At 64.7% G+C, this 24,286-nt stretch carries 22 protein-coding genes; 15 read left to right on the forward strand and 7 right to left on the reverse strand.

All coding sequences use genetic code 11. From position 1 onward, the window contains the following. Nucleotides 1-10 precede the first annotated feature (10 nt). Complete coding sequence (locus tag TZ03_RS06750) at nucleotides 11-1,369, forward strand: amino acid permease (protein WP_051096579.1); 1,359 nt, start codon at nucleotides 11-13, stop codon at nucleotides 1,367-1,369. Between the two features lie 128 nt (nucleotides 1,370-1,497). Here TZ03_RS06750 and TZ03_RS06755 read toward each other — a convergent pair whose 3' ends face one another. The 6 genes from TZ03_RS06755 to gatC all read right to left on the reverse strand — a co-directional run bounded on the left by TZ03_RS06755 (nucleotide 1,498) and on the right by gatC (nucleotide 6,741). Next, nucleotides 1,498-1,872, reverse strand: a complete 375-nt coding sequence (locus TZ03_RS06755; protein ID WP_051096580.1) for a carboxymuconolactone decarboxylase family protein — start codon at nucleotides 1,870-1,872, stop codon at nucleotides 1,498-1,500. A gap of 10 nt (nucleotides 1,873-1,882) precedes the next feature. After that, nucleotides 1,883-2,908 (reverse strand): calcium/sodium antiporter, encoded by a 1,026-nt coding sequence (locus tag TZ03_RS06760; protein WP_236692781.1) that lies wholly within the window; start codon nucleotides 2,906-2,908, stop codon nucleotides 1,883-1,885. Nucleotides 2,909-2,986: 78 nt separating this feature from the next. Next, nucleotides 2,987-3,361, reverse strand: coding sequence for a septal ring lytic transglycosylase RlpA family protein (locus TZ03_RS06765; protein ID WP_051096709.1), 375 nt, complete (start codon nucleotides 3,359-3,361; stop codon nucleotides 2,987-2,989). Between the two features lie 168 nt (nucleotides 3,362-3,529). Then, entirely contained in the window at nucleotides 3,530-4,975 is a 1,446-nt protein-coding gene (gene gatB / locus TZ03_RS06770; RefSeq protein ID WP_051096581.1) for an Asp-tRNA(Asn)/Glu-tRNA(Gln) amidotransferase subunit GatB, read from the reverse strand. A gap of 11 nt (nucleotides 4,976-4,986) precedes the next feature. Further along, nucleotides 4,987-6,438 (reverse strand): Asp-tRNA(Asn)/Glu-tRNA(Gln) amidotransferase subunit GatA, encoded by a 1,452-nt coding sequence (gene gatA, locus TZ03_RS06775; protein WP_051096582.1) that lies wholly within the window; start codon nucleotides 6,436-6,438, stop codon nucleotides 4,987-4,989. 15 nt (nucleotides 6,439-6,453) lie between these two features. Beyond that, nucleotides 6,454-6,741: an Asp-tRNA(Asn)/Glu-tRNA(Gln) amidotransferase subunit GatC gene (gene gatC, locus TZ03_RS06780; protein WP_003255165.1), complete on the reverse strand. Its 288-nt coding sequence runs from the start codon at nucleotides 6,739-6,741 to the stop codon at nucleotides 6,454-6,456. A 207-nt stretch (nucleotides 6,742-6,948) separates the two neighbouring features. On the opposite strand from gatC, the gene mreB reads away from it, so the two are divergent. From mreB to tldD, 8 genes are all read left to right on the forward strand, one after another. Further along, nucleotides 6,949-7,986, forward strand: a complete 1,038-nt coding sequence (mreB, locus tag TZ03_RS06785; RefSeq protein WP_003255163.1) for a rod shape-determining protein MreB — start codon at nucleotides 6,949-6,951, stop codon at nucleotides 7,984-7,986. A 225-nt stretch (nucleotides 7,987-8,211) separates the two neighbouring features. Then, entirely contained in the window at nucleotides 8,212-9,195 is a 984-nt protein-coding gene (gene mreC, locus TZ03_RS06790; RefSeq protein ID WP_051096583.1) for a rod shape-determining protein MreC, read from the forward strand. After that, nucleotides 9,195-9,683, forward strand: coding sequence for a rod shape-determining protein MreD (gene mreD / locus TZ03_RS06795; RefSeq protein WP_015269051.1), 489 nt, complete (start codon nucleotides 9,195-9,197; stop codon nucleotides 9,681-9,683). Before mreC ends, mreD begins: the two co-directional genes overlap by 1 nt. 33 nt (nucleotides 9,684-9,716) lie before the next feature. Further along, the gene (locus TZ03_RS06800) at nucleotides 9,717-10,448 is read left to right on the forward strand and encodes a Maf family protein (protein WP_051096584.1); all 732 of its coding nucleotides are present in this window, start codon (nucleotides 9,717-9,719) and stop codon (nucleotides 10,446-10,448) included. A 54-nt stretch (nucleotides 10,449-10,502) separates the two neighbouring features. Continuing rightward, the gene (gene rng / locus TZ03_RS06805; RefSeq protein WP_051096585.1) at nucleotides 10,503-11,960 is read left to right on the forward strand and encodes a ribonuclease G; all 1,458 of its coding nucleotides are present in this window, start codon (nucleotides 10,503-10,505) and stop codon (nucleotides 11,958-11,960) included. A gap of 82 nt (nucleotides 11,961-12,042) precedes the next feature. Further along, on the forward strand, nucleotides 12,043-15,864 hold the full coding sequence (locus tag TZ03_RS06810) for a YhdP family protein (protein ID WP_051096586.1): 3,822 nt from the start codon (nucleotides 12,043-12,045) through the stop codon (nucleotides 15,862-15,864). A gap of 8 nt (nucleotides 15,865-15,872) precedes the next feature. Continuing rightward, a complete protein-coding gene (locus tag TZ03_RS06815; protein ID WP_051096587.1) occupies nucleotides 15,873-16,724 on the forward strand; it encodes a carbon-nitrogen hydrolase family protein in 852 nt (283 codons plus the stop codon). Nucleotides 16,725-16,726: 2 nt separating this feature from the next. After that, nucleotides 16,727-18,166, forward strand: coding sequence for a metalloprotease TldD (gene tldD, locus TZ03_RS06820; RefSeq protein ID WP_024086333.1), 1,440 nt, complete (start codon nucleotides 16,727-16,729; stop codon nucleotides 18,164-18,166). Between the two features lie 114 nt (nucleotides 18,167-18,280). Here the strand turns inward: tldD and yjgA are convergent, their stop codons facing one another. Then, nucleotides 18,281-18,802 carry a ribosome biogenesis factor YjgA gene (yjgA, locus tag TZ03_RS06825; protein ID WP_051096588.1) on the reverse strand — a complete coding sequence of 174 codons (522 nt, stop codon included), beginning with the start codon at nucleotides 18,800-18,802 and terminating at the stop codon, nucleotides 18,281-18,283. Nucleotides 18,803-18,910: 108 nt separating this feature from the next. Between yjgA and pmbA the strand changes: the two genes are divergently transcribed. The 6 genes from pmbA (at nucleotide 18,911) to TZ03_RS06855 (ending at nucleotide 24,265) form a co-directional block, all read left to right on the forward strand. Next, complete coding sequence (gene pmbA, locus TZ03_RS06830; RefSeq protein ID WP_051096589.1) at nucleotides 18,911-20,257, forward strand: metalloprotease PmbA; 1,347 nt, start codon at nucleotides 18,911-18,913, stop codon at nucleotides 20,255-20,257. Between the two features lie 230 nt (nucleotides 20,258-20,487). After that, nucleotides 20,488-20,889 (forward strand): hypothetical protein, encoded by a 402-nt coding sequence (locus TZ03_RS06835; RefSeq protein WP_051096590.1) that lies wholly within the window; start codon nucleotides 20,488-20,490, stop codon nucleotides 20,887-20,889. Continuing rightward, nucleotides 20,882-22,258, forward strand: a complete 1,377-nt coding sequence (locus tag TZ03_RS06840) for a class II fumarate hydratase (protein ID WP_051096591.1) — start codon at nucleotides 20,882-20,884, stop codon at nucleotides 22,256-22,258. The genes TZ03_RS06835 and TZ03_RS06840 overlap by 8 nt, the downstream gene beginning before the upstream one ends. A gap of 27 nt (nucleotides 22,259-22,285) precedes the next feature. Continuing rightward, complete coding sequence (locus tag TZ03_RS06845; RefSeq protein WP_051096592.1) at nucleotides 22,286-22,747, forward strand: hypothetical protein; 462 nt, start codon at nucleotides 22,286-22,288, stop codon at nucleotides 22,745-22,747. A gap of 1 nt (nucleotide 22,748) precedes the next feature. Then, entirely contained in the window at nucleotides 22,749-23,360 is a 612-nt protein-coding gene (locus TZ03_RS06850) for a superoxide dismutase (RefSeq protein WP_051096593.1), read from the forward strand. Nucleotides 23,361-23,371: 11 nt separating this feature from the next. Beyond that, nucleotides 23,372-24,265, forward strand: a complete 894-nt coding sequence (locus TZ03_RS06855) for a ZIP family metal transporter (RefSeq protein WP_051096594.1) — start codon at nucleotides 23,372-23,374, stop codon at nucleotides 24,263-24,265. Nucleotides 24,266-24,286 lie beyond the last annotated feature (21 nt).

Genomic DNA, 24,286 nt, shown 5'->3' on the forward strand with positions numbered 1-24,286 from the left:
AGGACACTTCATGCAAGACCAGAGCACGCCCGAGCGGTTACAGCGCGGGCTGAAGAATCGCCATATCCAGTTGATCGCGCTGGGCGGGGCCATCGGTACCGGGTTGTTCCTGGGCATCGCCCAGACCATCCAGTTGGCCGGCCCGTCTGTGCTGCTGGGCTATGCCATTGCCGGCCTGATGGCCTTCCTGATCATGCGCCAGTTGGGCGAAATGGTGGTGGAGGAGCCGGTGGCCGGCAGCTTCAGCCACTTCGCCCACCAGTACTGGAGCGAGTTCGCCGGCTTCGTGTCGGGCTGGAACTACTGGGTGGTGTACGTGCTGGTCGGCATGGCCGAGCTGACGGCGGTGGGTATCTATGTGCAGTACTGGTGGCCGGACTTCCCGACCTGGGCCACGGCGGCGATCTTCTTCGTGGTGATCAACCTGATCAACCTCACTCAGGTGAAGATCTACGGCGAAATGGAGTTCTGGTTCGCCCTGGTCAAGGTGGTGGCCATCGTCAGCATGATCGGCTTCGGCGCCTGGTTGTTGAGCAGTGGCCATGGCGGCCCGGATGCCAGTGTGGCCAACCTGTGGCAGTACGGTGGCTTCTTCCCTAACGGCGTCACCGGCCTGGTAATGGCCCTGGCGGTGATCATGTTCTCGTTTGGTGGCCTGGAACTGGTGGGCATCACTGCCGCCGAGGCGGAAAACCCGCGCCAGAGCATTCCAAAGGCCACCAACCAGGTGGTGTACCGCATCCTGATCTTCTATATCGGTGCCCTGGCGGTGCTGCTGTCACTGTACCCGTGGCAGAAGGTTGTGCAGGGCGGTAGCCCGTTCGTGATGATCTTCCACGAACTGGACAGCGACCTGGTGGCGACCATCCTCAACATCGTGGTGCTGACCGCCGCGCTGTCGGTGTACAACAGCTGCGTGTACGCCAACAGCCGCATGCTGTTCGGCCTGGCCAGCCAGGGTGATGCACCGCGCCAGCTGCTCAAGGTCAGCCGTAGCGGCGTGCCGCTGGCAGCGCTGGGTGTATCGGCCTTCGCCACGGGCATGTGCGTGCTGATCAACTACCTGATGCCAGGTGAAGCCTTTGGCTTGCTCATGGCCCTGGCGGTATCGGCGCTGGTGATCAACTGGGCCAGCATCAGCATTACCCACCTGAAGTTCCGCAAGGCCAAGCTGGCGGCGGGGATCATGCCGTTCTACAAGAGCCTGGGGCACCCGCTGACCAACTACCTGTGCCTGGCGTTCATCGTGCTGATCCTGGTGGTGATGTACCTGACCCCGCCGATCCGTATTTCGGTGATGCTGATTCCGGCGTGGATTGCCGCGTTGTGGGTAGCCTTCAAGCTGAAGAAGGCTCGCCAGGCTAAATAGGTAATACAGTACCGGCCTCTTCGCGGGCTCGCCCGCTCCCACAGGTGCTGCACAGGTTTCAAGGCCTGTGCGCCCACACTGTGGGAGCGGGCGTGCCCGCGAAGAGGCCGGGCCTGAAAAAGGCTGAATCAGCCTTGATAACTGTCGATCACTTCCTGCGCCGCGCGGAACGCATCGATCGCCGCCGGTACCCCCGCATATACCGCGCAATGCAGCAGCGCCTCGCGAATCTCTTCTACCGTACAGCCATTGTTCAGCGCCCCGCGCACATGCCCCTTGAGCTCTTGCGGGCACTTGAGTGCCGTCAGTGTGGCCAGGGTAATCAGGCTGCGGGTCTTCAACGGCAGCCCGTCACGCGCCCATACACTGCCCCAGGCATGCTCGTTGACGAAGTCCTGCAGCGGCTGGGTAAAGTCGGTGGCATTGCCCAGGGCACGGTCGACGAACGCATCGCCCATCACCTGGCGGCGAATCTGCTCGCCGGTCTTGTTGCTCTCGGTCATGTCGTTTTCCTTAGTGTTGACGGCGCCAGGCACGCACCGTGGTGTACAGCAGCACCACGGCGAGCACAGGCAGCACATAGAACAGCATCAAGCGCTCCAGGCGGCCGGCCAGCGGCATGCCCATGGTAAAGGCCGCCACGTGCAGCCCATAGGCCAGGTACAGGCAGAGAAACACCAGGCCTTCGGCGCGGGTGATCCGGTAACCGGAATAGAACACCGGCAGGCTCAGCGCGGCAACGCCCAGCATCACCGGCAGGTCGAAGGCCAGGGCGTTGGGCGAGATCGACAGCGGTTCGGGGGCGACCACTGCGGTCAGGCCCAGCACCGCCAGCAAGTTGAACAGGTTGCTGCCGATCACCGTGCCCACGGCGATTTCCCGTTCGCCACGCAGAGCGGCGATCAGCGCGGCGGCCAGTTCTGGCAGGGAAGTGCAGACGGCGACGACGGTCAGGCCGATGATACGCTCGGACAGGCCCAGGTCAGTGGCGACCTCGACGGCGGCCTCCAGCAGCAGGTGGCCTGCCAGGCTCAGCAAGCCAAAGCCAGCCACCACTTGCAGTAGCGTGCCCGACCAGAAGCGCCCGGCGCTGGTTGTGACGGTGTGCGGTGCGGGGTAGGTGCGTGCGTAGTGCCGCGACTGGTGCCACAGCATCGCCAGGTAACCGGCCAGGCCGAGCAGCAGCAAGCCGCCTTCGAACCGGCCCAGGTGGCCGTTGGCGGACAAGGCGTAGACCAGGCCGCTGGCGATGATCATCAGCGGAATGTCCAGGCGCACCAGCTGGCGTGACACGCGCAGCGGGATGATCAGCGCGGCCAGGCCGAGAATGACCAGCACGTTGAAGATGTTGCTGCCGACCACACTGCCCACCGCCACATCCGGCGCGCCCTGGTAGGCGGCCTGCAGGCTCACGGTCAGTTGTGGCGCGGTGCTGCCGAAGGCCACCAGGCTCAGGCCGATGATCAGTGGGCGCACGTGCAGGCGCTGGGCCAGGCGCAGGGCTGCGCGCACCAGCAATTCGGCGCCAGCGACCAGCAACAGCAAGGCGATGCCTAGTTGCAGGAGGCTGAAGGTGGGAAGGGTGGCCAGGTCGAAAATGGTCGGACTCCTGTCGCGTCAGTCGCTAAGCCCTTGTACCCGGACGCGCGCCGTTCCGCTACGGAGCATGCCGATTTTTTCCGCTGCGGCGCGTGACAGGTCGATCAGGCGGCCACGGGTATGTGGGCCACGATCATTGATACGGACCACGACACTGCGTTGGTTGGCCAGGTTGGTGACCAGAACACGGCTGCCGAAGGGCAGGCTCCGGTGGGCAGCAGTGAGGCCATGCTGGTTGAAGGCTTCGCCGCTGGCGGTGCGTTTGCCGTGGTGGCGGGAGCCGTAATAGGAGGCGGTGCCCGTTTTGTCGTAGCCGCGCGGGTCGATGTCGTGGCTGGCGCAGCCGGCCAGGAGGGAAAAGAGGGCCAGGGTAGTGAGGGATCGTTTTAGCAAGTTCTTGCTCCGATGCTGCAATTGGGGCCGCTGTGCGGCCCATCGCCGCGGTTCGTCGCCACGACAAGCCAGCTCCCACAGGTACATCACTGCCTTTGGGCACGATGCGGTACCTGTGGGAGCTGGCTTGCCGGCGAACGAGGGCGTAAGCCCTCGCCGCATTTCAGGTCACCCTTCGAGCTTGGCCTTGAGCAATTGGTTCACCTGCCCCGGGTTGGCCTTGCCTTTGGAGGCTTTCATGGCCTGGCCGACGAAGAAGCCGAACATCTTGCCGCGCTTGGCCTCGTCGGCTGCGCGGTATTGTTCGACCTGCTCGGCGTTGGCCGCCAGCACTTCGTCGAGCATCTTGTCGATCGCACCGGTGTCGGTGACCTGCTTCAGGCCTTTGCTCTCGATGATGCTGTCGGCATCGCCTTCACCGGCGGCCATGGCCTCGAACACGGTCTTGGCGATCTTGCCGCTGATGGTGTTGTCGCGGATGCGCAGCAGCATGCCACCCAGCTGCGCGGCGCTGACCGGCGCCTGGTCGATCTCGATGCCCAGCTTGTTCAGCAGGCTGCCCAGCTCGACCATGACCCAGTTGGCAGCCAGCTTGGCGTCACCACCGATCTTCACCACTTCCTCGAAGTAGTCTGCCTGCTCCCGGCTCGAGGCCAGCACGTTGGCGTCGTAGGCCGACAGGCCGTACTGGCTCTGGAAGCGTTCGACCTTCTGGGTCGGCAGCTCCGGCAGGCCGGCGCGGACGGTTTCGAGGAAGCTGTCCTCGATCACCACCGGCAGCAGGTCCGGGTCGGGGAAGTAACGGTAGTCGTTGGCTTCCTCCTTGCTGCGCATGGAGCGGGTCTCGTCCTTGTTCGGGTCGTACAGGCGGGTTTCCTGCACCACCTTGCCGCCGTCCTCGATCAGGTCGATCTGGCGTTGGATTTCGCTGTTGATCGCGCGCTCGATGAAGCGGAACGAGTTGACGTTCTTGATCTCGCAGCGGGTGCCGAACTCGGCTTGGCCTTTCGGGCGGATCGACACGTTGCAGTCGCAGCGTAGCGAGCCTTCGGCCATGTTGCCGTCGCAGATGCCCAGGTAGCGCACCAGCGCGTGGATCGCCTTGACGTAGGCCACGGCCTCCTTGGCGCTGCGCATGTCCGGCTCGGAGACGATTTCCAGCAGCGGCGTGCCGGCACGGTTCAGGTCGATGCCGGTGGAGCCGCTGAAGTCTTCGTGCAGGCTTTTGCCGGCGTCTTCTTCCAGGTGCGCGCGGGTTACGCCGATGCGCTTGATGGTGCCGTCTTCCAGGGCGATGTCCAGGTGGCCCTTGCCGACGATCGGCAGGTCCATCTGGCTGATCTGGTAGCCCTTGGGCAGGTCCGGGTAGAAGTAGTTCTTGCGCGCGAACACGTTGCGCTTGCCGATCTCGGCATCGATGGCCAGGCCGAACATGCACGCCATGCGCACGGCTTCCTGGTTCAGCACCGGCAGTACGCCGGGCATGCCCAGGTCAACCAGGCTGGCCTGGGTGTTCGGCTCGGAGCCAAAGGTGGTGGCGCTGCCGGAGAAGATCTTCGACTGGGTGGCGAGCTGAGTGTGGATTTCCAGCCCGATCACAACTTCCCATTGCATGTGTGAATTCCTCAGAAGCCGTTGGGGGCGCGGGTGTGCCAGTCGGTCACTTGCTGGTAGCGGTGTGCGACGTTGAGCAGGCGGCCTTCCTGGAAGTATGGCGCCAGTAGTTGCACGCCGACCGGCAGGCCATCGACGAAGCCGGCTGGCATCGACAGGCCCGGCAGGCCCGCCAGGTTGGCGGTGATGGTGTAGACGTCTTCCAGATAGGCGGCGACCGGGTCGCTGCTCTTGGCACCGAGCTTCCAGGCCGGGTTCGGCGTGGTCGGGCCGAGGATCAGGTCGACGTCGTTGAAGGCCGCCATGAAGTCGTTCTTGATCAGGCGGCGGATCTGCTGCGCCTTCACGTAGTAGGCATCGTAGTAGCCGGCCGACAGGGCGTAGGTGCCGACCATGATGCGGCGCTGCACTTCAGCGCCGAAGCCTTCGCCACGGGAACGCTTGTACAGGTCGGTGAGGTCTTTCGGGGCTTCGCAGCGGTAGCCGAAGCGCACGCCGTCGAAACGCGACAGGTTGGACGAGGCTTCTGCCGGGGCGATCACGTAGTAGGCCGGGATGGCGTGCTGCATGTTCGGCAGGCTGATTTCCTTGACCACCGCGCCGAGCTTTTCCAGCTCCTTGACGCTGGCCTGGACCAGGTCGGCGATGCGTGGGTCCAGGCCAGCACCGAAGTACTCCTTCGGCAGGCCGATGCGCAGGCCTTGCAAGGATGCGTTGAGGTTGGCGCTGTAGTCTGGCACCGGCTCTTCGATGCTGGTGGAGTCCTTGGCATCGAAACCAGCCATGCCTTGCAGCAGCAGGGCACAGTCCTCGGCGGTGCGGGCCAGCGGGCCGCCCTGGTCGAGGCTGGAGGCGTAGGCGATCATGCCCCAGCGCGACACACGACCGTACGTCGGTTTGAGGCCGGTGAGGTTGGTCAGTGCCGCCGGCTGGCGGATCGAGCCGCCGGTGTCGGTGCCGGTGCTGGCCGGCAGCAGGCGCGCGGCCACGGCAGCAGCCGAGCCACCGGACGAACCGCCCGGGACGTGCTCGAGGTTCCACGGGTTCTTCACCGCGCCGTAGTGGCTGGATTCGTTGGCCGAACCCATGGCGAACTCGTCCATGTTGGTCTTGCCCAGGGTGACCATGCCGGCTTCGGCCAGCTTGGCGACCACGGTGGCGTCGTACGGCGCCTTGAAGTTGTCGAGCATCTTCGAGGCGCAGCTGGTGCGTACGCCCTGGGTGCAGAACAGGTCCTTGTGGGCGATTGGCGCACCCAGCAGCGCGCCGGTTTCGCCAGCGGCGCGGCGGGCGTCGGCGGCACGTGCCTGGCCCAGGGCCAGGTCTTCGGTGACGCTGATGAAGCTGTTGATCTGCGGGTCGAGCTGCTTGATACGCGCCAGCAGGGCGCCGGTCAGCTCTTCGGAGGAAAACGACTTGTCGGCGAGTCCGCGGGCGATCTCGGCCAGGGTCAATTGATGCATGGCAGGCTCTATCCCTTACTCGATGACTTTGGGAACCAGGTACAGACCGCTCTCGGTCGATGGCGCGATGGCCTGGTAGGCGTCGCGCTGGTTGCTTTCTGTGACCTGGTCGGGACGCAGGCGCTGGCTGGCCTCCAGCGGGTGGGCCAGGGGTTCGATGCCAGTGGTATCGACCGCTTGCATCTGGTCGACCAGGCCGAGAATGCTGTTCAGGGCGTCGGTAATGCGTGGCAGTTCGCCATCATTCAGGCCCAGGCGGGCCAGATGGGCGATCTTTTCCACGTCGCAGCGTTCAAGCGCCATGAGGATCTCCAGGGGGAAACTAAAGAACGGAATTTGGGTCCGCAGTGAGGAACATGTCAGCTTTCTGGCGGTCTAACGGCCGCGAATTTCTGCTGGCGTGCTCGGAAAAACAGCCAATTTAACATATTGGCTCCTTGCCCAAAATCCCTGCCATTGTTAGAGTTTGCCGCACTTTTTTACCCACGCTTTCCCCAGGGTCACTTTCCCATGTTCAAGAAACTGCGTGGCATGTTTTCCAGCGATCTTTCCATCGACCTGGGTACTGCCAACACCCTTATTTACGTGCGTGAGCGCGGTATCGTCCTGAATGAGCCCTCGGTTGTTGCCATCCGTACCCATGGCAATCAGAAAAGCGTCGTCGCCGTCGGTACCGAAGCCAAACGCATGCTGGGCCGTACGCCTGGCAACATCGCAGCCATTCGTCCGATGAAGGACGGCGTCATCGCCGACTTCAGCGTCTGCGAAAAAATGTTGCAGTATTTTATCAACAAGGTTCACGAGAACAGCTTCCTGCAGCCAAGCCCACGCGTGCTGATCTGCGTGCCGTGCAAGTCTACCCAGGTAGAGCGCCGCGCCATTCGCGAGTCGGCCCTGGGTGCCGGTGCCCGTGAAGTGTTCCTGATCGAAGAACCGATGGCCGCCGCCATTGGTGCCGGCCTGCCGGTCGAAGAGGCCCGCGGTTCGATGGTCGTCGATATCGGTGGTGGTACCACTGAAATCGCCCTGATCTCGCTGAACGGCGTGGTCTATGCCGAATCCGTCCGGGTTGGCGGCGACCGCTTCGACGAAGCCATCGTCACCTACGTGCGCCGCAACTACGGCAGCCTGATCGGCGAGTCCACCGCCGAGCGCATCAAGCAGGAAATCGGTACTGCCTACCCGGGCGGCGAAGTGCGCGAAGTCGACGTGCGCGGCCGCAACCTGGCCGAAGGTGTACCGCGTGCCTTCACCCTCAACTCCAACGAAGTGCTCGAAGCGCTGCAGGAATCGCTGGCGACCATCGTCCAGGCGGTCAAGAGCGCCCTGGAGCAATCGCCGCCGGAGCTGGCCTCGGACATTGCCGAGCGTGGCCTGGTGCTGACCGGTGGCGGTGCGCTGCTGCGTGACCTCGACAAGCTGCTGGCCCAGGAAACCGGCCTGCCGGTGATCGTCGCCGAGGACCCGCTGACCTGTGTCGCCCGTGGCGGTGGTCGCGCCCTGGAAATGATGGACAAGCACGCGATGGACCTGCTCTCCAGCGAGTGATCCCGCTCGCTGTTCACGAGCGCCCGGTTTACAGGTAGTACGCACAGTGCTACCTGTATGCGCTGGGCTGGCGCCCGTTCCGGGCGCCGTATCCGTCAACCCGCAACCAGGCTGGTGCGTTGCCCATGTCCAATGACCTCCTGAGTCGTCCACGAGGAACGGCCCATTAAACCGCTTTTCTCCAAGGGCCCTTCGCTGGGCGTTCGCCTGCTCGTTCTGGTGGTGATGTCGGTCGCGTTGATGGTGGTCGACGCGCGCTTCGACGTGCTCAAGCCGGTGCGCAGCCAGATGGGCCTGGTACTCATGGAGTCGTACTGGATCACCGACCTGCCGCAGCGCATGTGGCAAGGTGTGGCGGGCCAGTTCGGCAGCCGCACCGAACTGATCGCCGAAAACGAAAAGCTCAAGACCGAAGCCCTGCTGCTGCAGGGGCGCCTGCAGAAGCTGGCGGCCCTGACCGAGCAGAACGTGCGCCTGCGCGAGTTGCTCAATTCCTCGGCGCTGGTCAACGAAAAGGTCGAAGTGGCCGAGCTGATCGGTGTCGACCCCAACCCGTTCACCCACCGCATCCTGATCAACAAGGGCGAGCGTGATGGCGTGTTCCTGGGCCAGCCGGTGCTCGACGCCCGTGGCCTGATGGGCCAGGTGGTCGAGCTGATGCCCTACACTTCGCGGGTCCTGTTGCTGACCGACACCACCCATAGCATTCCGGTGCAGGTCAACCGCAACGGCCTGCGCGCCATCGCCAGCGGCACCGGCAACCCGGAGCGCCTGGAGCTGCGCCATGTGGCCGATACCGCCGACATCAAGGAAGGCGATCTGTTGGTCAGTTCCGGCATGGGCCAGCGCTTCCCGGCCGGCTACCCGGTGGCCACGGTCAACGAAGTGATCCACGATTCCGGTCAGCCGTTCGCCATCGTGCGCGCCATCCCCACCGCCGCGCTCAATCGCAGCCGCTACATGCTGTTGGTGTTCAGCGATCGGCGTACCCCCGAGCAGCGCGCCACCGATGCCGGTATCGCCCAGGAAGAGGCCGACCGCAAGGGCGACTCGGCCTCTGGCCAGCCGGCCAGCACGGGCGAGCAGGGTACACCTGCCGGCAGCGCGCCGGTCGCACCGGCCACGCCAGCGGCCTCGGCAGCTCCGCTGGCACAGCCTGCGGCCCCGGCGGCTACGCCTGCCGCGCCCGCCCAACCCCGGAGACAATGATGGCAGCATCACGCCGCAACAACGGCTGGGTCATCTGGCTGACTTTCGCCATCGGCCTGCTGCTCAGCGTCTCGCCCATGCCGCAGTTCATGGAAGTGTTCCGGCCCATGTGGCTGGCCTTGCTGGTATCGTTCTGGACCCTCGCCGTGCCGAACAAGGTCGGCATGACCACGGCGTTCGTGCTGGGCCTGGCCGAGGATGTGTTGTATGGCACCCTGCTTGGGCAGAATGCGCTGATTCTTACCCTCATCACCTTCCTGGTCCTGTCCCTGCAGCAGCGGTTACGCATGTTCCCCATGTGGCAGCAGAGCCTGGTGATCCTGGTGATCTTCGGCATCGCCCAGTTGATCCAGCTGTGGCTCAGCGCGCTGACCGGCAACCGCCTGCCCACCCTGGCGCTGGTCTGGTCGGCGGTGATCAGTGCCTTGCTCTGGCCCTGGATCAGCTTTGCCCTGCGCGACCTGCGCCGACGCTTGCATATCAACTGACGGCGACGCCGCGACTGACAGGGAGATGTCTGTATGAACCCGCTATACCTGGCCTCCGGCTCGCCCCGTCGTCGTGAACTGCTGACCCAGATCGGCGTGCCGTTCAGCGTCGTCAGTGCCCCTATCGATGAAACCCCGCTGCCCGACGAAAGCGCCCCGGCCTACGTCGAACGCCTGGCCCGGGCCAAGGCTGCCGCCGGCCTGGCCAGTCTGGAAGATCCGATGCAGGCTATTCGCGGGCATGCCCGCTCCCACAGGTCCAGTGATGATACTGAAGGCAGCGCCGTCCCTGTGGGAGCGGGCGTGCCCGCGAATAGCGACACCGCGGTCCTGGAGAGTCGAGCCGTAGTGCTCGGCGCAGACACCGCCGTGGTGCTCGATGGTCGTATTCTCGGCAAGCCGGAAAACCGCGAAGATGCCCTGGCCATGCTGGCCGAGCTGTCTGGCCGTGAGCACCAGGTATTGACCGCGGTCGCCCTCAGCGATGGCCAGCGCGTGCACAGCCTGTGCGTTACCAGCAAGGTACGCTTTCGTGCCATCAGCGCCGATGAGGCGCAACGCTATTGGGCCAGTGGCGAACCCGCGGACAAGGCCGGCGGCTACGCCATCCAGGGCCTGGCTGCGGTGTTCGTCACCGGCCTTTCCGGCAGCTATTCGGCGGTGGTTGGCTTGCCCCTCAGTGAAACAGCCGAGCTGCTCGCTCGATTCGGCATTGCCTGCTGGCAATCGCCCGCGCATACGCCAGAGGTAACAAACCAGCGGTAGCCAGCACTGCGTACGCGATCCATCATTACTTAAGACCTTTGACGAGAGCCTGCCATGAGTGAAGAGATCCTGATCAACATCACCCCGATGGAGTCACGCGTGGCGGTGGTGGAAAACGGGGTGCTGCAGGAAGTACACGTCGAGCGTACCCAGCGCCGGGGCATCGTCGGCAATATCTACAAAGGCAAGGTGGTGCGTGTGCTGCCGGGCATGCAGGCGGCCTTCGTCGACATCGGCCTGGAGCGCGCCGCGTTCATCCATGCCTCGGAAATTTCCCAGCGCGAAGGCTCTGCGGTCGAGAACATCACCGCGCTGGTGCACGAAGGCCAGGCCCTGGTGGTGCAGGTGACCAAGGACCCGATCGGCACCAAGGGCGCGCGACTGACCACACAGCTGTCGATCCCGTCACGCTACCTGGTGTACATGCCGCGCAGCAGCCATGTCGGTATCTCCCTGAAGATCGAGGATGAAGCCGAGCGCGATCGCCTCAAGCAGGTGGTCAGCAATTGCATGGAAAGCGAGGACATCAAGGATGCCGGTGGCTTCATCCTGCGCACGGCTGCCGAAGGCGCACGCGCTGAAGAGATCCTGCAGGACATCCGCTACCTGCGTCGCCTGTGGGAGCAGATTGGCACCCAGATCAAGTCCTGCGGCGCACCCACGGTCATCTACGAAGACCTGGGCCTTGCCCTGCGTACCCTGCGCGACCTGGTCAACCCGAAGATCGAGAAAATCCGCATCGATTCGCGGGAGACCTTCCAGAAGACCACGCAGTTCGTTGGTGAACTGATGCCGGAAATCGCCGACCGCCTCGAGCACTACCCTGGCGAAAGACCGATCTTCGACCTGTACGGTGTCGAAGACGAGATCCAGCGCGCGCTGGAACGCAAGGTGCCGCTCAAATCCGGTGGTTACCTGGTGGTCGACCCGGCCGAAGCGATGACCACCATCGATGTCAACACCGGTGCCTTCGTCGGCCATCGCAACCTTGAAGAGACCATTTTCAAGACCAACCTCGAGGCTGCCACCGCCATCGCCCGGCAGCTGCGCCTGCGCAACATTGGCGGCATCATCATCATCGACTTCATCGACATGGAAGACGAAGAGCATCAGCGCCAGGTGCTGCGTACCCTGGAAAAGCAGCTGGAACGCGATCACGCCAAGACCAATATCATCGGCATCACCGAACTGGGCCTGGTGCAGATGACCCGCAAGCGCACGCGTGAAAGCCTGGAGCAGGTGCTGTGCGAACCCTGCCTGGCCTGCCAGGGCCGCGGCAAGCTGAAAACCCCCGAGACTATCTGTTACGAAATTTTCCGCGAGATCCTGCGCGAGGCCCGCGCCTACCAGGCCGAAGGCTACCGAGTGCTGGCCAACCAGAAGGTGGTCGACCGCCTGTTGGATGAAGAGTCCGGCAACGTGGCGGAGCTGGAGGCCTTCATTGGCCGAACCATTCGCTTCCAGGTCGAGTCGATGTATTCGCAGGAACAATACGACGTGGTGCTGCTCTGAGGCTTTCTCGAACGCGCCGCAGGAGGGTCGAGCTGGCAAAACCGCCGCTACGGGCCATCATGGGTAAACGACTTGGAGGGCCATGGCCATGGGACGTCTGACCCGCGTTCTTGTCGCCTTGACCCGCTGGGGGCTGGGCGTGTGCGCCCTGTTGGCGGTATTGGTGGCGCTGTATGTCAGCCTGGGCCGCGAGTTGATGCCGCTGGTTGCAGAGTACCGTGCCGATGTGCAAAGCAAGGCCGAGCAGGCGCTGGGCCTGCCGGTGCACATCGGTGCCCTGGAGGGAAGTTGGAGCGGCTTGGCACCGGTGCTGCGGGTGCGCGACCTGCAGTTGGGCGAGGGCGCGACAGCCTTGCGCCTGGACGACGTCAAGGTGGTGCCCGACATGTGGGCCAGCGTCACCGCCCGCGAAGTGCGCCTGGCGCGCATTCGACTGGGTGGCCTGCAACTGATCTTGCGCGAGAACGAGCAGGGTGGGTGGGGCCTGGAGGGCCTGCCGCACAAGGATGACGCGCCGTTCGACCCTGCCGAGGCGCTGCAGCGTCTGCGCCAGCTGGGCCGTATCGATGTGTTCGATAGCCAGGTCACCCTGCACCCCTGGCAGCGCGACCCGCTGACCCTGACCTATGTCAGCGCCGGCCTGCAGGCCGGGGCTTCGCGCCAGGTCGTGGAACTGCGCGCGACCTTGCCCGATGGCCAGCCCCTGGCGCTGAACCTGCGCAGCCGCACCTCGGCCAAGGCCTGGCGCGAAAGCCAGGTCGAAGCCTACCTGAGCCTGCCGCAGAGTGACTGGGCGCGCTGGCTGCCGCCACGCTTGTTGGGCCAGTGGCGCGCCGACGCCCTGCGGGCGGGCGGCGAGTTCTGGGTCGACTGGCGCAAGGGGCAATTGCAGCGGGCAGTGGTGCGGCTCAATGCACCTGAGCTGCAGGGTGCCTATGCCGGGCGCGAGGCCGCCAAACTGAACAACCTGGCGCTGGATGCCTGGTTCCAGCGTCAGCAACAAGGTTTCGATGTGGTGCTCGACTCCCTGGCCATGGATATCGGCAAGACCCGTTGGGAGTCGCGCATGCAATTGCGCCAGCGCCCCGGCGAGGACGCCGCGGGTGAGCGCTGGCAGGTGCAGGCCGACCGCCTCCACCTTACGCCTTTGACCCCGCTGATTGACGCCCTGGCACCACTGCCGGATAACCTCAAGGAGGTGATCGACGGCCTGAAGGTGACCGGTGCGCTGCGTAATGTGCGCCTGGAGGCCCGCCCCAAGGCCGAGGGCGACCAGCGCCTGCAGTTCGAAGCCAACCTGGAAAAGGTCGGCTTCAATGCTTATCACAATGCTCCGGCTGCCGGTAACGTCAGCGGCAGCATCAGCGGTGACCTCGGCCACGGTGAGCTGCGCCTGGATACCGATGCGTTCATGCTGCACCTGTACCCGATCTTCGCCAAACCCTGGCACTACCAGAAGGCCAATGCACGCCTCACCTGGACCCTGGACAAGGACGGTTTCACCCTGGTCGCGCCATACCTCAAGGTGCTGGGCGAGGAGGGCAAGATCGCCGGTGACTTCCTCATTCGCCTGTTGTTCGAAGACGGCCGCGAGGACTACATGGACCTGCGCGTCGGCCTGACCGAAGGCGATGGTCGCTACACTGCCAAGTACCTGCCCGAGGTACTCAGCCCGGCCTTGGACGAATGGCTGCGCAGCGCGATCGTCAAAGGCACGGTGGACGAAGGCTACTTCCAGTACCAGGGCTCGCTGAACCATGACGCTGCGCCCGAAGCCCGCAGCATCAGCCTGTTCTTCAAGGTGCGTGACGCGGCCCTGAACTTCCAGCCTGGCTGGCCGCAGGTGCAGCATGTGGATGGCGATGTGCTGATCGAGGACAGCGGTGTGCGCATCAAGGCCCAGCGTGGCGTGCTGCTCGACACCAAGGTCAGCAATGTGAATGTGAATATCCCGCATGTCGACGGTGACCATCACAGCCACCTGTACCTCGATGGCGACTTCGACGGCAGCCTGGGCGATGGCCTGAAAATCCTCAAGGAAGCGCCTATCGGCACGGGCGAGATTTTCGCCGGCTGGGAGGGCGAGGGGCCGCTGAAGGGCAATGTCAAACTCGATATCCCGCTGGCCCACGGGCAACGGCCGAAAGTGCAGGTGGACTTCGCCACGGCCGATGCGCGCCTGAAGGTCGCGCCGCCAAGCCTGGAGTTGAGCCGCCTGAAGGGGGATTTCAGCTTCGATTTCGACAAGGGCCTGAGCGGCAAGGGCATCAGCCTGCAGGCCTTCGGCAAGCCAGTGACGGCGCAAATCACCGCCGAGGGCCAGCCTGGGCAGATGCAGACACGCATCAACGCCAATGGCCTGGTGTCGCTCAAGGCCCTGACCGACTGGCTGCAGTTCGACCAGGCGCTGCCAGCGTCCGGCGACCTGCCGTACCAATTGCAGCTCAGCCTGGGTAGCCGGGACAATCGCCTGAGCGTCACCTCGAACCTCAAGGGCCTGGCCATCGACTTGCCGGCACCCTTTGGCAAGGCTGCGGCAGATACCCGCGACAGCCGTTTCAGCATGACCCTGCAAGGCTCGGAGCGGCGCTTCGATGCCGCCTACACCAACCTTGCACGCTTTGCCTACGCCGCGCCTGCCGACAAGCTGGCCCAGGGCCGTGGCGAGTTGTTGCTGGGGGCCGGTGACGCCCAGGTACCTGCCGGCCAGGGCCTGCGGGTGCGCGGGCGCCTGGAGGCGCTGGACCTGGGGCCGTGGCAAGAGCAGGCGGCGCGCCTTGCCGGCGACGACCCGGGTGGCAGTACGCGGCAGAACCTGCAAAGCGTCGACTTGAGTATTGGCCAGCTGAAAGCCTTTGGCATGGACCTGAACCAGGCCGTGGTGCGCCTGATCCGTGACGGCCCGGCCTGGAACCTGCGCCTGGACAGCAAGGAGGTCATCGGCAATGCCCGGGTGCCGGACGCCAAGGGCGCGCCCATGGTAGTGCGCCTGCAGACCTTGCGCCTGCCCGCCGCTGATGCGGCTGAAGAGCAGGCTGAGGATGGCCCGGACCCGCTGGCGGCATTCGACCCGCGCAAGGTGCCTGCGCTGGACCTGAGCATCGACAAGCTCTACCGCGGCGACGACCTGTTCGGCAGCGCGTCGATCAAATTGCGGCCGACCGCGCGTGGCGTCAGCGCCAGCGCCATCGATCTCGACTTCAAGGGCCTGCGCATCGATGGCGGCGGCGGCTGGGAAGGCGAGCCAGGCAGAACCAGCAGTTGGTACAAAGGGCGCCTGGACGGCAAGAACCTGGCGGATGTGCTCAAGGCCTGGGGCTTTGCGCCGACCGTCACCAGCCGCGATTTCCGCCTGGATGTGGATGGCCGCTGGCCGGGTTCGCCCGCCTGGGTGGGCCTGAAGCGGTTCTCCGGCAGCATGGACGCGGCGCTACGTACTGGCCAGTTCGTCGAGGTCGAAGGCAGCGCCCAGGCGCTGCGGGTATTCGGCCTGCTCAACTTCAACTCCATTGGCCGGCGCCTGCGTCTGGACTTCTCCGACCTGTTCGACAAGGGCCTGGCCTATGACCGGGTCAAAGGCGTGCTGGCGGCCAGTAACGGCGTCTACGTGACCCGCGAGCCGATCACCGTGACCGGCCCGTCGAGCAACTTCGAGCTGGATGGCACCCTGGACATGGTCCGTGACCGGGTCGATGCCAACCTGCAGGTGAGCCTGCCGGTGACCAACAATCTGCCGCTGGCCGCCCTGATTGTCGGCGCGCCGGCGGTGGGCGGGGCGCTGTTCCTGGTCGACCGGCTGATCGGCGACCGTGTGTCGCGCTTTGCCAGTGTGCACTACCGTGTCGAAGGGCCGTGGAAAGAGCCTAGAATCACATTTGTGAAACCTTTCGAGAAATCCCGCTAGGAGTGCCCATGAAGGCAGCGGTAATCCAGATGGTCAGCCAGGACGATGTGCTGGCCAACCTGCAGCGTGCCGGTGCCCTGCTGGAGCAGGCGGCGTTCGGTGGCGCACGGCTGGCCGTGCTGCCGGAAAACTTCGCCGCCATGGGCCGCAAGGACGCCGCAGCCATCGGTCGCGCCGAAGCGTTGGGCGCTGGGCCGATCCTGCCATGGTTGAAACGCACCGCACGCGACCTCAGGTTATGGATTGTCGCCGGTACCTTGCCCTTGCCACCGGTCGGCCAGCCCGAGGCCAAGGCCCATGCCTGCTCGCTGCTGATCGACGAACACGGTGAGGTGGCGGCACGCTATGACAAGCTGCACCTGTTCGACGTGGACGTTGCCGACAACCGTGGCCGCTACCGCGAGTCCGACGACTACGCCCATGGCGCCCAGGTGGTGGTGGCTGATACGCCGGTAGGGCGGGTGGGCCTGAGCGTATGCTACGACTTGCGCTTCCCCGAGCTGTATAGCGAACTGCGCGCTGCCGGCGCGGAACTGATCACTGCGCCAGCTGCTTTCACTGCGGTAACGGGCGCGGCGCACTGGGAAGTGCTGGTGCGCGCCCGTGCCATCGAGACCCAGTGCTACCTGCTGGCCGCGGCACAGGGTGGCACCCACCCCGGCCCACGGGAAACCCATGGCCATGCGGCGATCGTCGACCCTTGGGGGCGCATCGTCGCGGAACAGGCGCAAGGCGAAGCGGTACTGCTTGCCGAGCGCGACATTGATGAACAAGCGTCCATCCGGGCGCGCATGCCGGTGGTATCGCACCGGCGCTTTTTCTCGCAGGGCGCGTTGCGGCCTGCGCACACCTCGGAGTGACTATGAGCCAGATGTTATCCACCGTCAGCGAGCAGCTCCTGGCCCCAGGCGGCTTGACCCTGGACAGCCTGCAGAGCGTGCTGGGTGAGTTGGCCGGCCCCGGCATCGACGCCGCCGACCTGTATTTCCAGGGCCAGATATCGGAAACCTGGGCGCTGGAAGACGGCATCGTCAAAGAAGGCAGCTTCAACCTCGACCAGGGCGTGGGCGTGCGTGCTCAGTCTGGTGAAAAGACTGGCTTCGCCTACAGCAACGCCATCAACCTCGAAGCGCTGACCTCGGCGGCCCGCGCCGCTCGTTCGATTTCCCGTGCCGGGCAGAACGGCAAGGTGCAAGCGTTCCGCAGCCAGGACGTGACGGCTCTGTATCCCGCGGACAACCCGCTGGATGTGCTCAGCCGGGCCGAAAAGGTCGAGCTGCTCAAGCGTGTCGATGCTGCCACCCGTGCCCTGGACCCACGCATCCAGCAAGTCAGCGTGAGCATGGCCGGGGTCTGGGAGCGCATCCTGATCGCTGCCGCCGATGGCAGCCTGGCCGCCGACGTGCGCCCGCTGGTGCGCTTCAACGTCAGCGTCATCGTCGAGCAGAACGGCCGCCGCGAGCGCGGCGGGCAGGGCGGTGGCGGGCGTACCGACTACCGCTTCTTCACCGAGGAACGGGTGATGGGTTATGCCCGCGAGGCGCTGCGCCAGGCCCTGGTGAACCTGGAGGCGATCCCGGCGCCGGCTGGTACCTTGCCGGTGGTGCTGGGTTCGGGCTGGTCGGGTGTGCTGCTGCACGAGGCCGTCGGCCATGGCCTGGAAGGCGACTTCAACCGCAAGGGCAGTTCGGCGTTCAGCGGTCGCATTGGCGAGAAAGTGGCGTCGAGCCTGTGCACCATCGTCGACGATGGCACCCTCGAAGGCCGCCGTGGCTCGCTGAGCGTGGACGACGAAGGCACCCCGACCGAATGCACCACGCTGATCGAGAACGGTGTGCTCAAGGGTTACATGCAGGACAAGCTCAACGCACGCCTGATGGGTATGGCGGTGACCGGCAACGGCCGCCGTGAATCCTACGCGCACCTGCCGATGCCGCGCATGACCAACACCTACATGCGTGCCGGCGAAAGCGACCCGCAGGAAATCATCGCCTCGGTGAAGAAGGGCATCTACTGCGCCAACCTCGGCGGTGGCCAGGTGGACATCACCAGCGGCAAGTTCGTGTTCTCGACCAGTGAGGCCTACCTGATCGAAGACGGCAAGATCACCGCGCCGGTGAAGGGCGCGACCTTGATCGGCAATGGTCCGGAGGCGATGAGCCGGGTGTCGATGGTCGGTAACGACCTGGCGCTGGACAGCGGGGTGGGGACGTGTGGCAAGGACGGGCAATCGGTACCGGTCGGGGTGGGGCAGCCCACCTTGAAGCTGGATGCGATTACCGTGGGCGGTACAGGCGCGTGATGGCCTCAGGGACCGTTGTGGGAGCGGGCATGCCCGCGAAGCAGGCGACGCGGTGCGTGGCACCGGCTTCGCCGGTGTTCGCGGGCGCGCCCGCTCCCACAGGGTCCCGGTCTGTCAGCGCAATCCGCGCTGCAACTCGTCGAGGTCGCGGATGTACTTGAACACCTTGCGCGCGGCGGCAGGCGGTTTGTTCCGCGCCTTCTCGTGCTGGGCATGGCGTACCAGCGAGCGCAGCTGCTGGCGGTCGGTTTCGGGGTACTCGTTGACGAAGCGTTCGAGATCTTCGTCGTTACCGTCGATCAATCGGTCACGCCAGCGCTCCAGGCTGTGGAAGCGCTCGTTGTACTGGCGGGTCGAGCTGTCCATCTGTTCGAGCAAGGCCTGGATGGCATCCAGGTCTTGCACGCGCATCAGCTTGCCGACGAACGACATGTGGCGTTTGCGCGCACCATGAGCGGTGTGCTTGCTGGCCTCGGCCAGGGCCTTGCGCAGTTCGTCGGTCAACGGCAGGCGTGCCAGGGTATCGGCCTTGAGCGTGGTAAGGCGCTCGCCGAGTTCGACCAGCGCATGCAGTTCGCGCTTGATCTGGGTTTTGCTTTTTTCGCCGTCGAAGGCGTCGTCGTTTGAATCAACCATGGTGGCAGTCCGCTAAGAATCGCCGCCATGATAACCAGTCGGGGGCCGCTTGTCCGGCCCGGTCGTAGAATGACCCTCGCCGAACGCAGAATTTGAGTGGAGAGAACCATGAGTGCAGTCCAGAGCGTAGGTCCGAAAGACCTGCCAGCATTGCAGGAGCAGGTCGAGGCGATCATCGCCGAAGCGCGCCGCCAGGGGGCCAGTGCCTGTGAAGTGGCGGTGTCGCTGGAGCAGGGCCTGTCCACCACGGTACGCCAGCGCGAGGTCGAAACGGTCGAGTTCAACCGCGACCAGGGCTTTGGCATCACCCTCTATGTGGGCCAGCGCAAGGGCTCGGCCAGCACCTCGGCCAGTGGCCCGGAGGCGATCCGCGAAACCGTCGCTGCAGCCTTGGCGATTGCCAAGCATACTTCCGAAGACGAATGTTCGGGCCTGGCCGACGCGGCGCTGATGGCCCGTGAAATCCCTGACCTGGACCTGTACCACGACTGGGATCTCGAGCCCGAGAAGGCCATCGAGATGGCCCTGGCCTGCGAGGCTGCGGCGTTCGACGCCGACTCGCGCATTCTCAACGCCGATGGCACCACCCTCAATACCCACCAGGGCTGCCGTGTGTATGGCAACAGTCATGGTTTCATCGGTGGTTACGCCTCGACTCGGCACAGCCTGAGCTGCGTGATGATCGCCGAAGGCGACGGGCAGATGCAGCGTGACTACTGGTACGACGTGAACCGCCAGGGCAACCTGCTGGCCGACCCGCGCAGCATTGGCGTGCGCGCCGCCCAGCGTGCCGCCAGCCGCCTTGGGGCCCGGCCGGTGCCGACTTGCGAGGTACCGGTGCTGTTCTCGGCCGAACTGGCCGGCGGCCTGTTCGGCAGCTTCCTGTCGGCCATTTCCGGTGGCAACCTATACCGCAAGTCGTCATTCCTCGAGGGGACCATTGGCCAGCGCCTGTTCCCCACCTGGCTGACCCTCGACGAGCGCCCGCACATTCCGCGCGCGCTGGGCAGCGCCGCGTTCGACGGTGATGGCCTGGCCACCTATGCCAAGCCGTTCGTCGACAAAGGCGAGCTGGTGTCGTACCTGCTGGGTACCTATTCCGGGCGCAAGCTGGGCTTGCCGAGCACGGCCAACTCGGGCGGTGTGCACAACCTGTTCGTCAGCCATGGGGTCGAAGACCAGGCGGCGCTGATCCGCCGCATGGGGCGCGGGTTGCTGGTGACCGAGCTGATGGGGCATGGGCTGAATATGGTGACGGGCGATTATTCCCGTGGCGCGGCGGGGTTCTGGGTCGAAAATGGCGAGATCCAGCATGCCGTTCAGGAAGTGACCATTGCCGGTAATATGAAAGATATGTTCCAGCAGATTGTCGCGATTGGCAGTGATCTTGAGACCCGCAGCAATATCCACACCGGGTCGGTGTTGATCGAGCGGATGACTGTTGCAGGGAGCTGATCATTAGCCTGTACTGGCGTCTTCGCGGGCTTGCCCGCTCCCACAGCTTGAAGCCTGTGCAATCCCTGTGGGAGCGGGCGAGCCCGCGAAAGGGCCGGTGCAGGCAATAAAGAATTTTTAGTGGAATACAAGACCCGGCCCTCGCGCCGGGTTTTTTCTTTCATCACCTTTTTCTTGAAGTGATTCTATTTATCACTTAATAATGAATATCATTATCCAGTAACCCGGCGATGATGTTCATGAAACCCGTCCTCCGCGAACTCCCCTACCTGGAAAACTGGCGCTGGCTCAGTCGGCGCATCCGCTGCGCGCTCGAACCCGACGAGCCGCGCCTGATCGAGCACTATCTGGCCGAAGGCCGCTATCTGGTGTGCTGCACCGAGACCTCGCCATGGACGGTGGCACTGACATCCTTCCGCCTGCTGCTGGATACCGCCTGCGACCGCATGCTGCCCTGGCATTGGCGCTGCCTGTGCCTGGACCAGGCTTGGCGCCCGCTGCTGGACCTGCGCAACCTCGACCGCCAAGAGCAGAACCAGCGCTGGCAGCCCTACGCCCTGCAGTTGGCCAATTGCCGCCTGCTGCCGTCGATTTCTCCCGATGAACTGATGCAAGGATTTGATGATGAGTGATACCCGTATCGAGCGTGACAGCATGGGCGAACTGCAGGTGCCGGCCCAGGCCCTGTACGGTGCCCAGACCCAGCGCGCGGTCGACAACTTCCCGATCAGCGGCCAGCGCATGCCGGCCCAGTTCATTCGTGCGTTGCTGCTGGCCAAGGCTGCCGCCGCCAAGGCCAACGTCGAGCTGGAGCAACTGTCGGCCGCGCAGGGCCAGGCCATCGTCAAGGCCGTCGAGCAACTGCTGGCCGAAGATTTCATCCAGCACTTCCCGGTGGATGTGTTCCAGACCGGCTCCGGCACCAGCTCGAACATGAACGCCAACGAAGTGATCGCTACCCTGGCCAGCCGTGTACTGGGTGACGCGGTCAACGCCAACGACCATGTCAACTGTGGCCAGAGCAGCAACGACATCATCCCGACCACCATTCACGTCAGCGCCGCCCTGGCCCTGCACGAGCAACTGCTGCCGGCCCTGAGCCACCTGGTGCAGGTGATCGAGAGCAAGTCGGCGCAGGTGCACCAGTACGTGAAGACCGGCCGCACCCACCTGATGGACGCCATGCCGGTGCGCATGAGCCAGGTGCTGGATGGCTGGGCAGCGCAAATCAACGCTGCCAAGGCGCATATCGAGGCGACCCTGCCGAGCCTGCAGGCGCTGGCCCAGGGCGGTACCGCCGTGGGTACCGGCATCAACGCCCATCCGCAGTTCGCTGCCGGTTTCGCCCGCCAGCTCAGCGCCCTGACCCAGGTCGAGTTCACCCCTGGGCAAAACCTGTTCGCCCTGATCGGTTCGCAGGACACCGCCGTGGCCCTGTCCGGCCAGCTCAAGACCACCGCCGTGGCGCTGATGAAAATTGCCAACGACCTGCGCTGGATGAACTCCGGCCCGCTCGCCGGCCTGGGCGAAATCGAGCTGCAAGGCCTGCAGCCGGGCTCCTCGATCATGCCAGGCAAGGTCAACCCGGTGATCCCGGAGGCTACCGCCATGGTCGCCGCCCAGGTGATCGGTAACGACGCGACCATCGCCGTCGCCGGCCAGTCGGGCAACTTCGAGTTGAACGTGATGTTGCCGGTGATCGCTCGCAACCTGCTGGAGAGCATCGAGCTGATGGCCAACGTCAGCCGCCTGCTGGCCGACAAGGCCATCGCCACTTTCAAGGTCAACGAAGAGAAGCTCAAGGAGGCCCTGGCACGCAACCCGATCCTGGTCACCGCACTGAACCCGATCATCGGCTACCTCAAGGCCGCCGAAATCGCCAAGACCGCCTACAAGCAGGGCCGCCCGATCATCGATGTGGCGCTGGAGCATACCGACCTGTCGCGCGACCAGCTGGAAGCGCTGCTGAACCCGGAAAAACTCACCGCCGGCGGTATCTGACCCTGCGTCACCGCTCAGGAGACTGTCATGCAGCACTGGAAACGCACCACGGAAACCGCCAACCGCCTGTTCGAACAAGGCGAGCTGGTCGACGCCCGGGAACACTACCTGCAAGCCCTGGCGCTGGCCCAGGTGCTGTTCGAGCGCTGGCATGACGTCGACGAAGCGGTGGCGGCGTTCGTCATCGCCCACCACAACCTGGCCGACCTGCACCTGCGCCTGAACCAGCCGCACGAGAGTGCCGACTACCTGTGTGCCGCCCACCAGCGGCTGTTGCAGGCCAGCCAGGAGGCGCGCCTGCCCCAGGCGCTGCGTGATGCAGCCTTGCGCCATAGTGGGCGTACCTACACCGAATTGCTGAGTTTCATCGCCGAGTACGGCCAGTACCCGCGTACCGAGCGCCTGCTCAACCGCCACAGCGCCGGGAGCAGCGAACTCGCTGCCCAGTCGGACGTGGCGCCCAGAACCCATGCCTACGGAATTCACTGACATGCCGCATACCTTGCCTGCTTTGCCTTACGCCTACGATGCGCTGGAACCGCACATCGACACGCAGACCATGGAAATCCACCACACCAAGCACCACCAGACTTATGTCAACGGCCTGAACGCCGCCATCGAAGGTACCGAGTGGGCCGAGTGGCCGGTGGAAAAACTGGTCGCTGCGGTCAAGCAGTTGCCGGAAAACCTGCGTGGCGCGGTGACCAACCATGGTGGCGGGCACGCCAACCACAGCCTGTTCTGGACCGTGATGTCGCCGCAGGGCGGCGCTGAGCCGCTGGGCCAGCTGGCCCAGGCCATCGACGCGCAGCTGGGCGGTTTCGAGGCGTTCAAGGAGGCCTTCACCAAGGCCGCGCTGACCCGCTTCGGCAGCGGTTGGGCCTGGCTCAGCGTGACGCCGCAGAAAACCCTGGTGGTGGAAAGCAGCGGTAACCAGGACAGCCCGCTGATGCACGGCAACACGCCGATCCTCGGCCTGGACGTGTGGGAGCATGCCTACTACCTGAAGTACCAGAACCGCCGCCCGGAATACATTGGTGCCTTCTACAACGTCATCGACTGGGCGGAAGTGGACCGCCGTTACCTCGAAGCCCTGAAGTGAGTCCGACCGGTATGCGCTCTGAGGTGATGTCTGTCAGCAGTGTGCGCCTGTTCCGCCTGGCGCTTGGGACCTTGCTGTTACTGGCCGGCTCCGCGCTGCTGGTGGCGCGCGGCCTCGCCTGGCTGGACCTGGAACCACGCATGCTGCGCGCCCTGGAGGGCGGTGCGTTGTGCGCACTGGGGACGGCGCTGGGCGCGGTACCGGTACTGGTCATTCGCAACATGCCGGTGGCGCTGGCCGACACGCTGCTGGGCTTCGGCGCCGGCGTGATGCTGGCCGCCACGGCATTTTCCCTGATCATCCCAGGCTTGGGGGCGGCCCAGGCCATCGGTTTCAGCCCTTGGGGGGCCGGTAGCCTGATCAGCTTTGGCTTGATGTTCGGTGCGCTGTGCCTGTTTCTGGTCGACCTCAAGGTGTCCGGCGCCTCGCCGGAAGCGCTGGTCGGCACGGAGAACCAGCCAGTGATTGCCGCACGCATCTGGCTGTTCGTGATCGCCATCATCGCCCACAACATCCCCGAAGGCATGGCCATCGGGGTTTCGGCTGGTGGTGGCATGGCCGACGCCGACAGCCTGGCCATGGGCATTGCCTTGCAGGACGTACCCGAGGGGTTGGTGATCGCGCTGGTACTGGCAGGGGCGGGCATGCCGCGCTTCAAGGCATTCTTGATCGGGGCTGCTTCAGGGCTGGTCGAGCCGGTGGCAGCGGTGATCTGTGCCTGGTTGGTGAACATTGCCGAGCTGCTGTTGCCCCTGGGCCTGGCCTGCGCGGCGGGGGCCATGTTGCTGGTGGTGACCCAGGAAATCATCCCGGAATCGCGCAGCAATGGCCATCACCGACTGGCCAGCCTGGGGCTGTGCATCGGCTTCTGCCTGATGATGGTGATGGATACGGCGATGTCGTAAGTCAGCTTGGGGGGCGCTTGT

This window comes from Pseudomonas sp. 10-1B (genome assembly GCF_000935045.1).
Taxonomy (GTDB): Bacteria; Pseudomonadota; Gammaproteobacteria; order Pseudomonadales; family Pseudomonadaceae; genus Aquipseudomonas.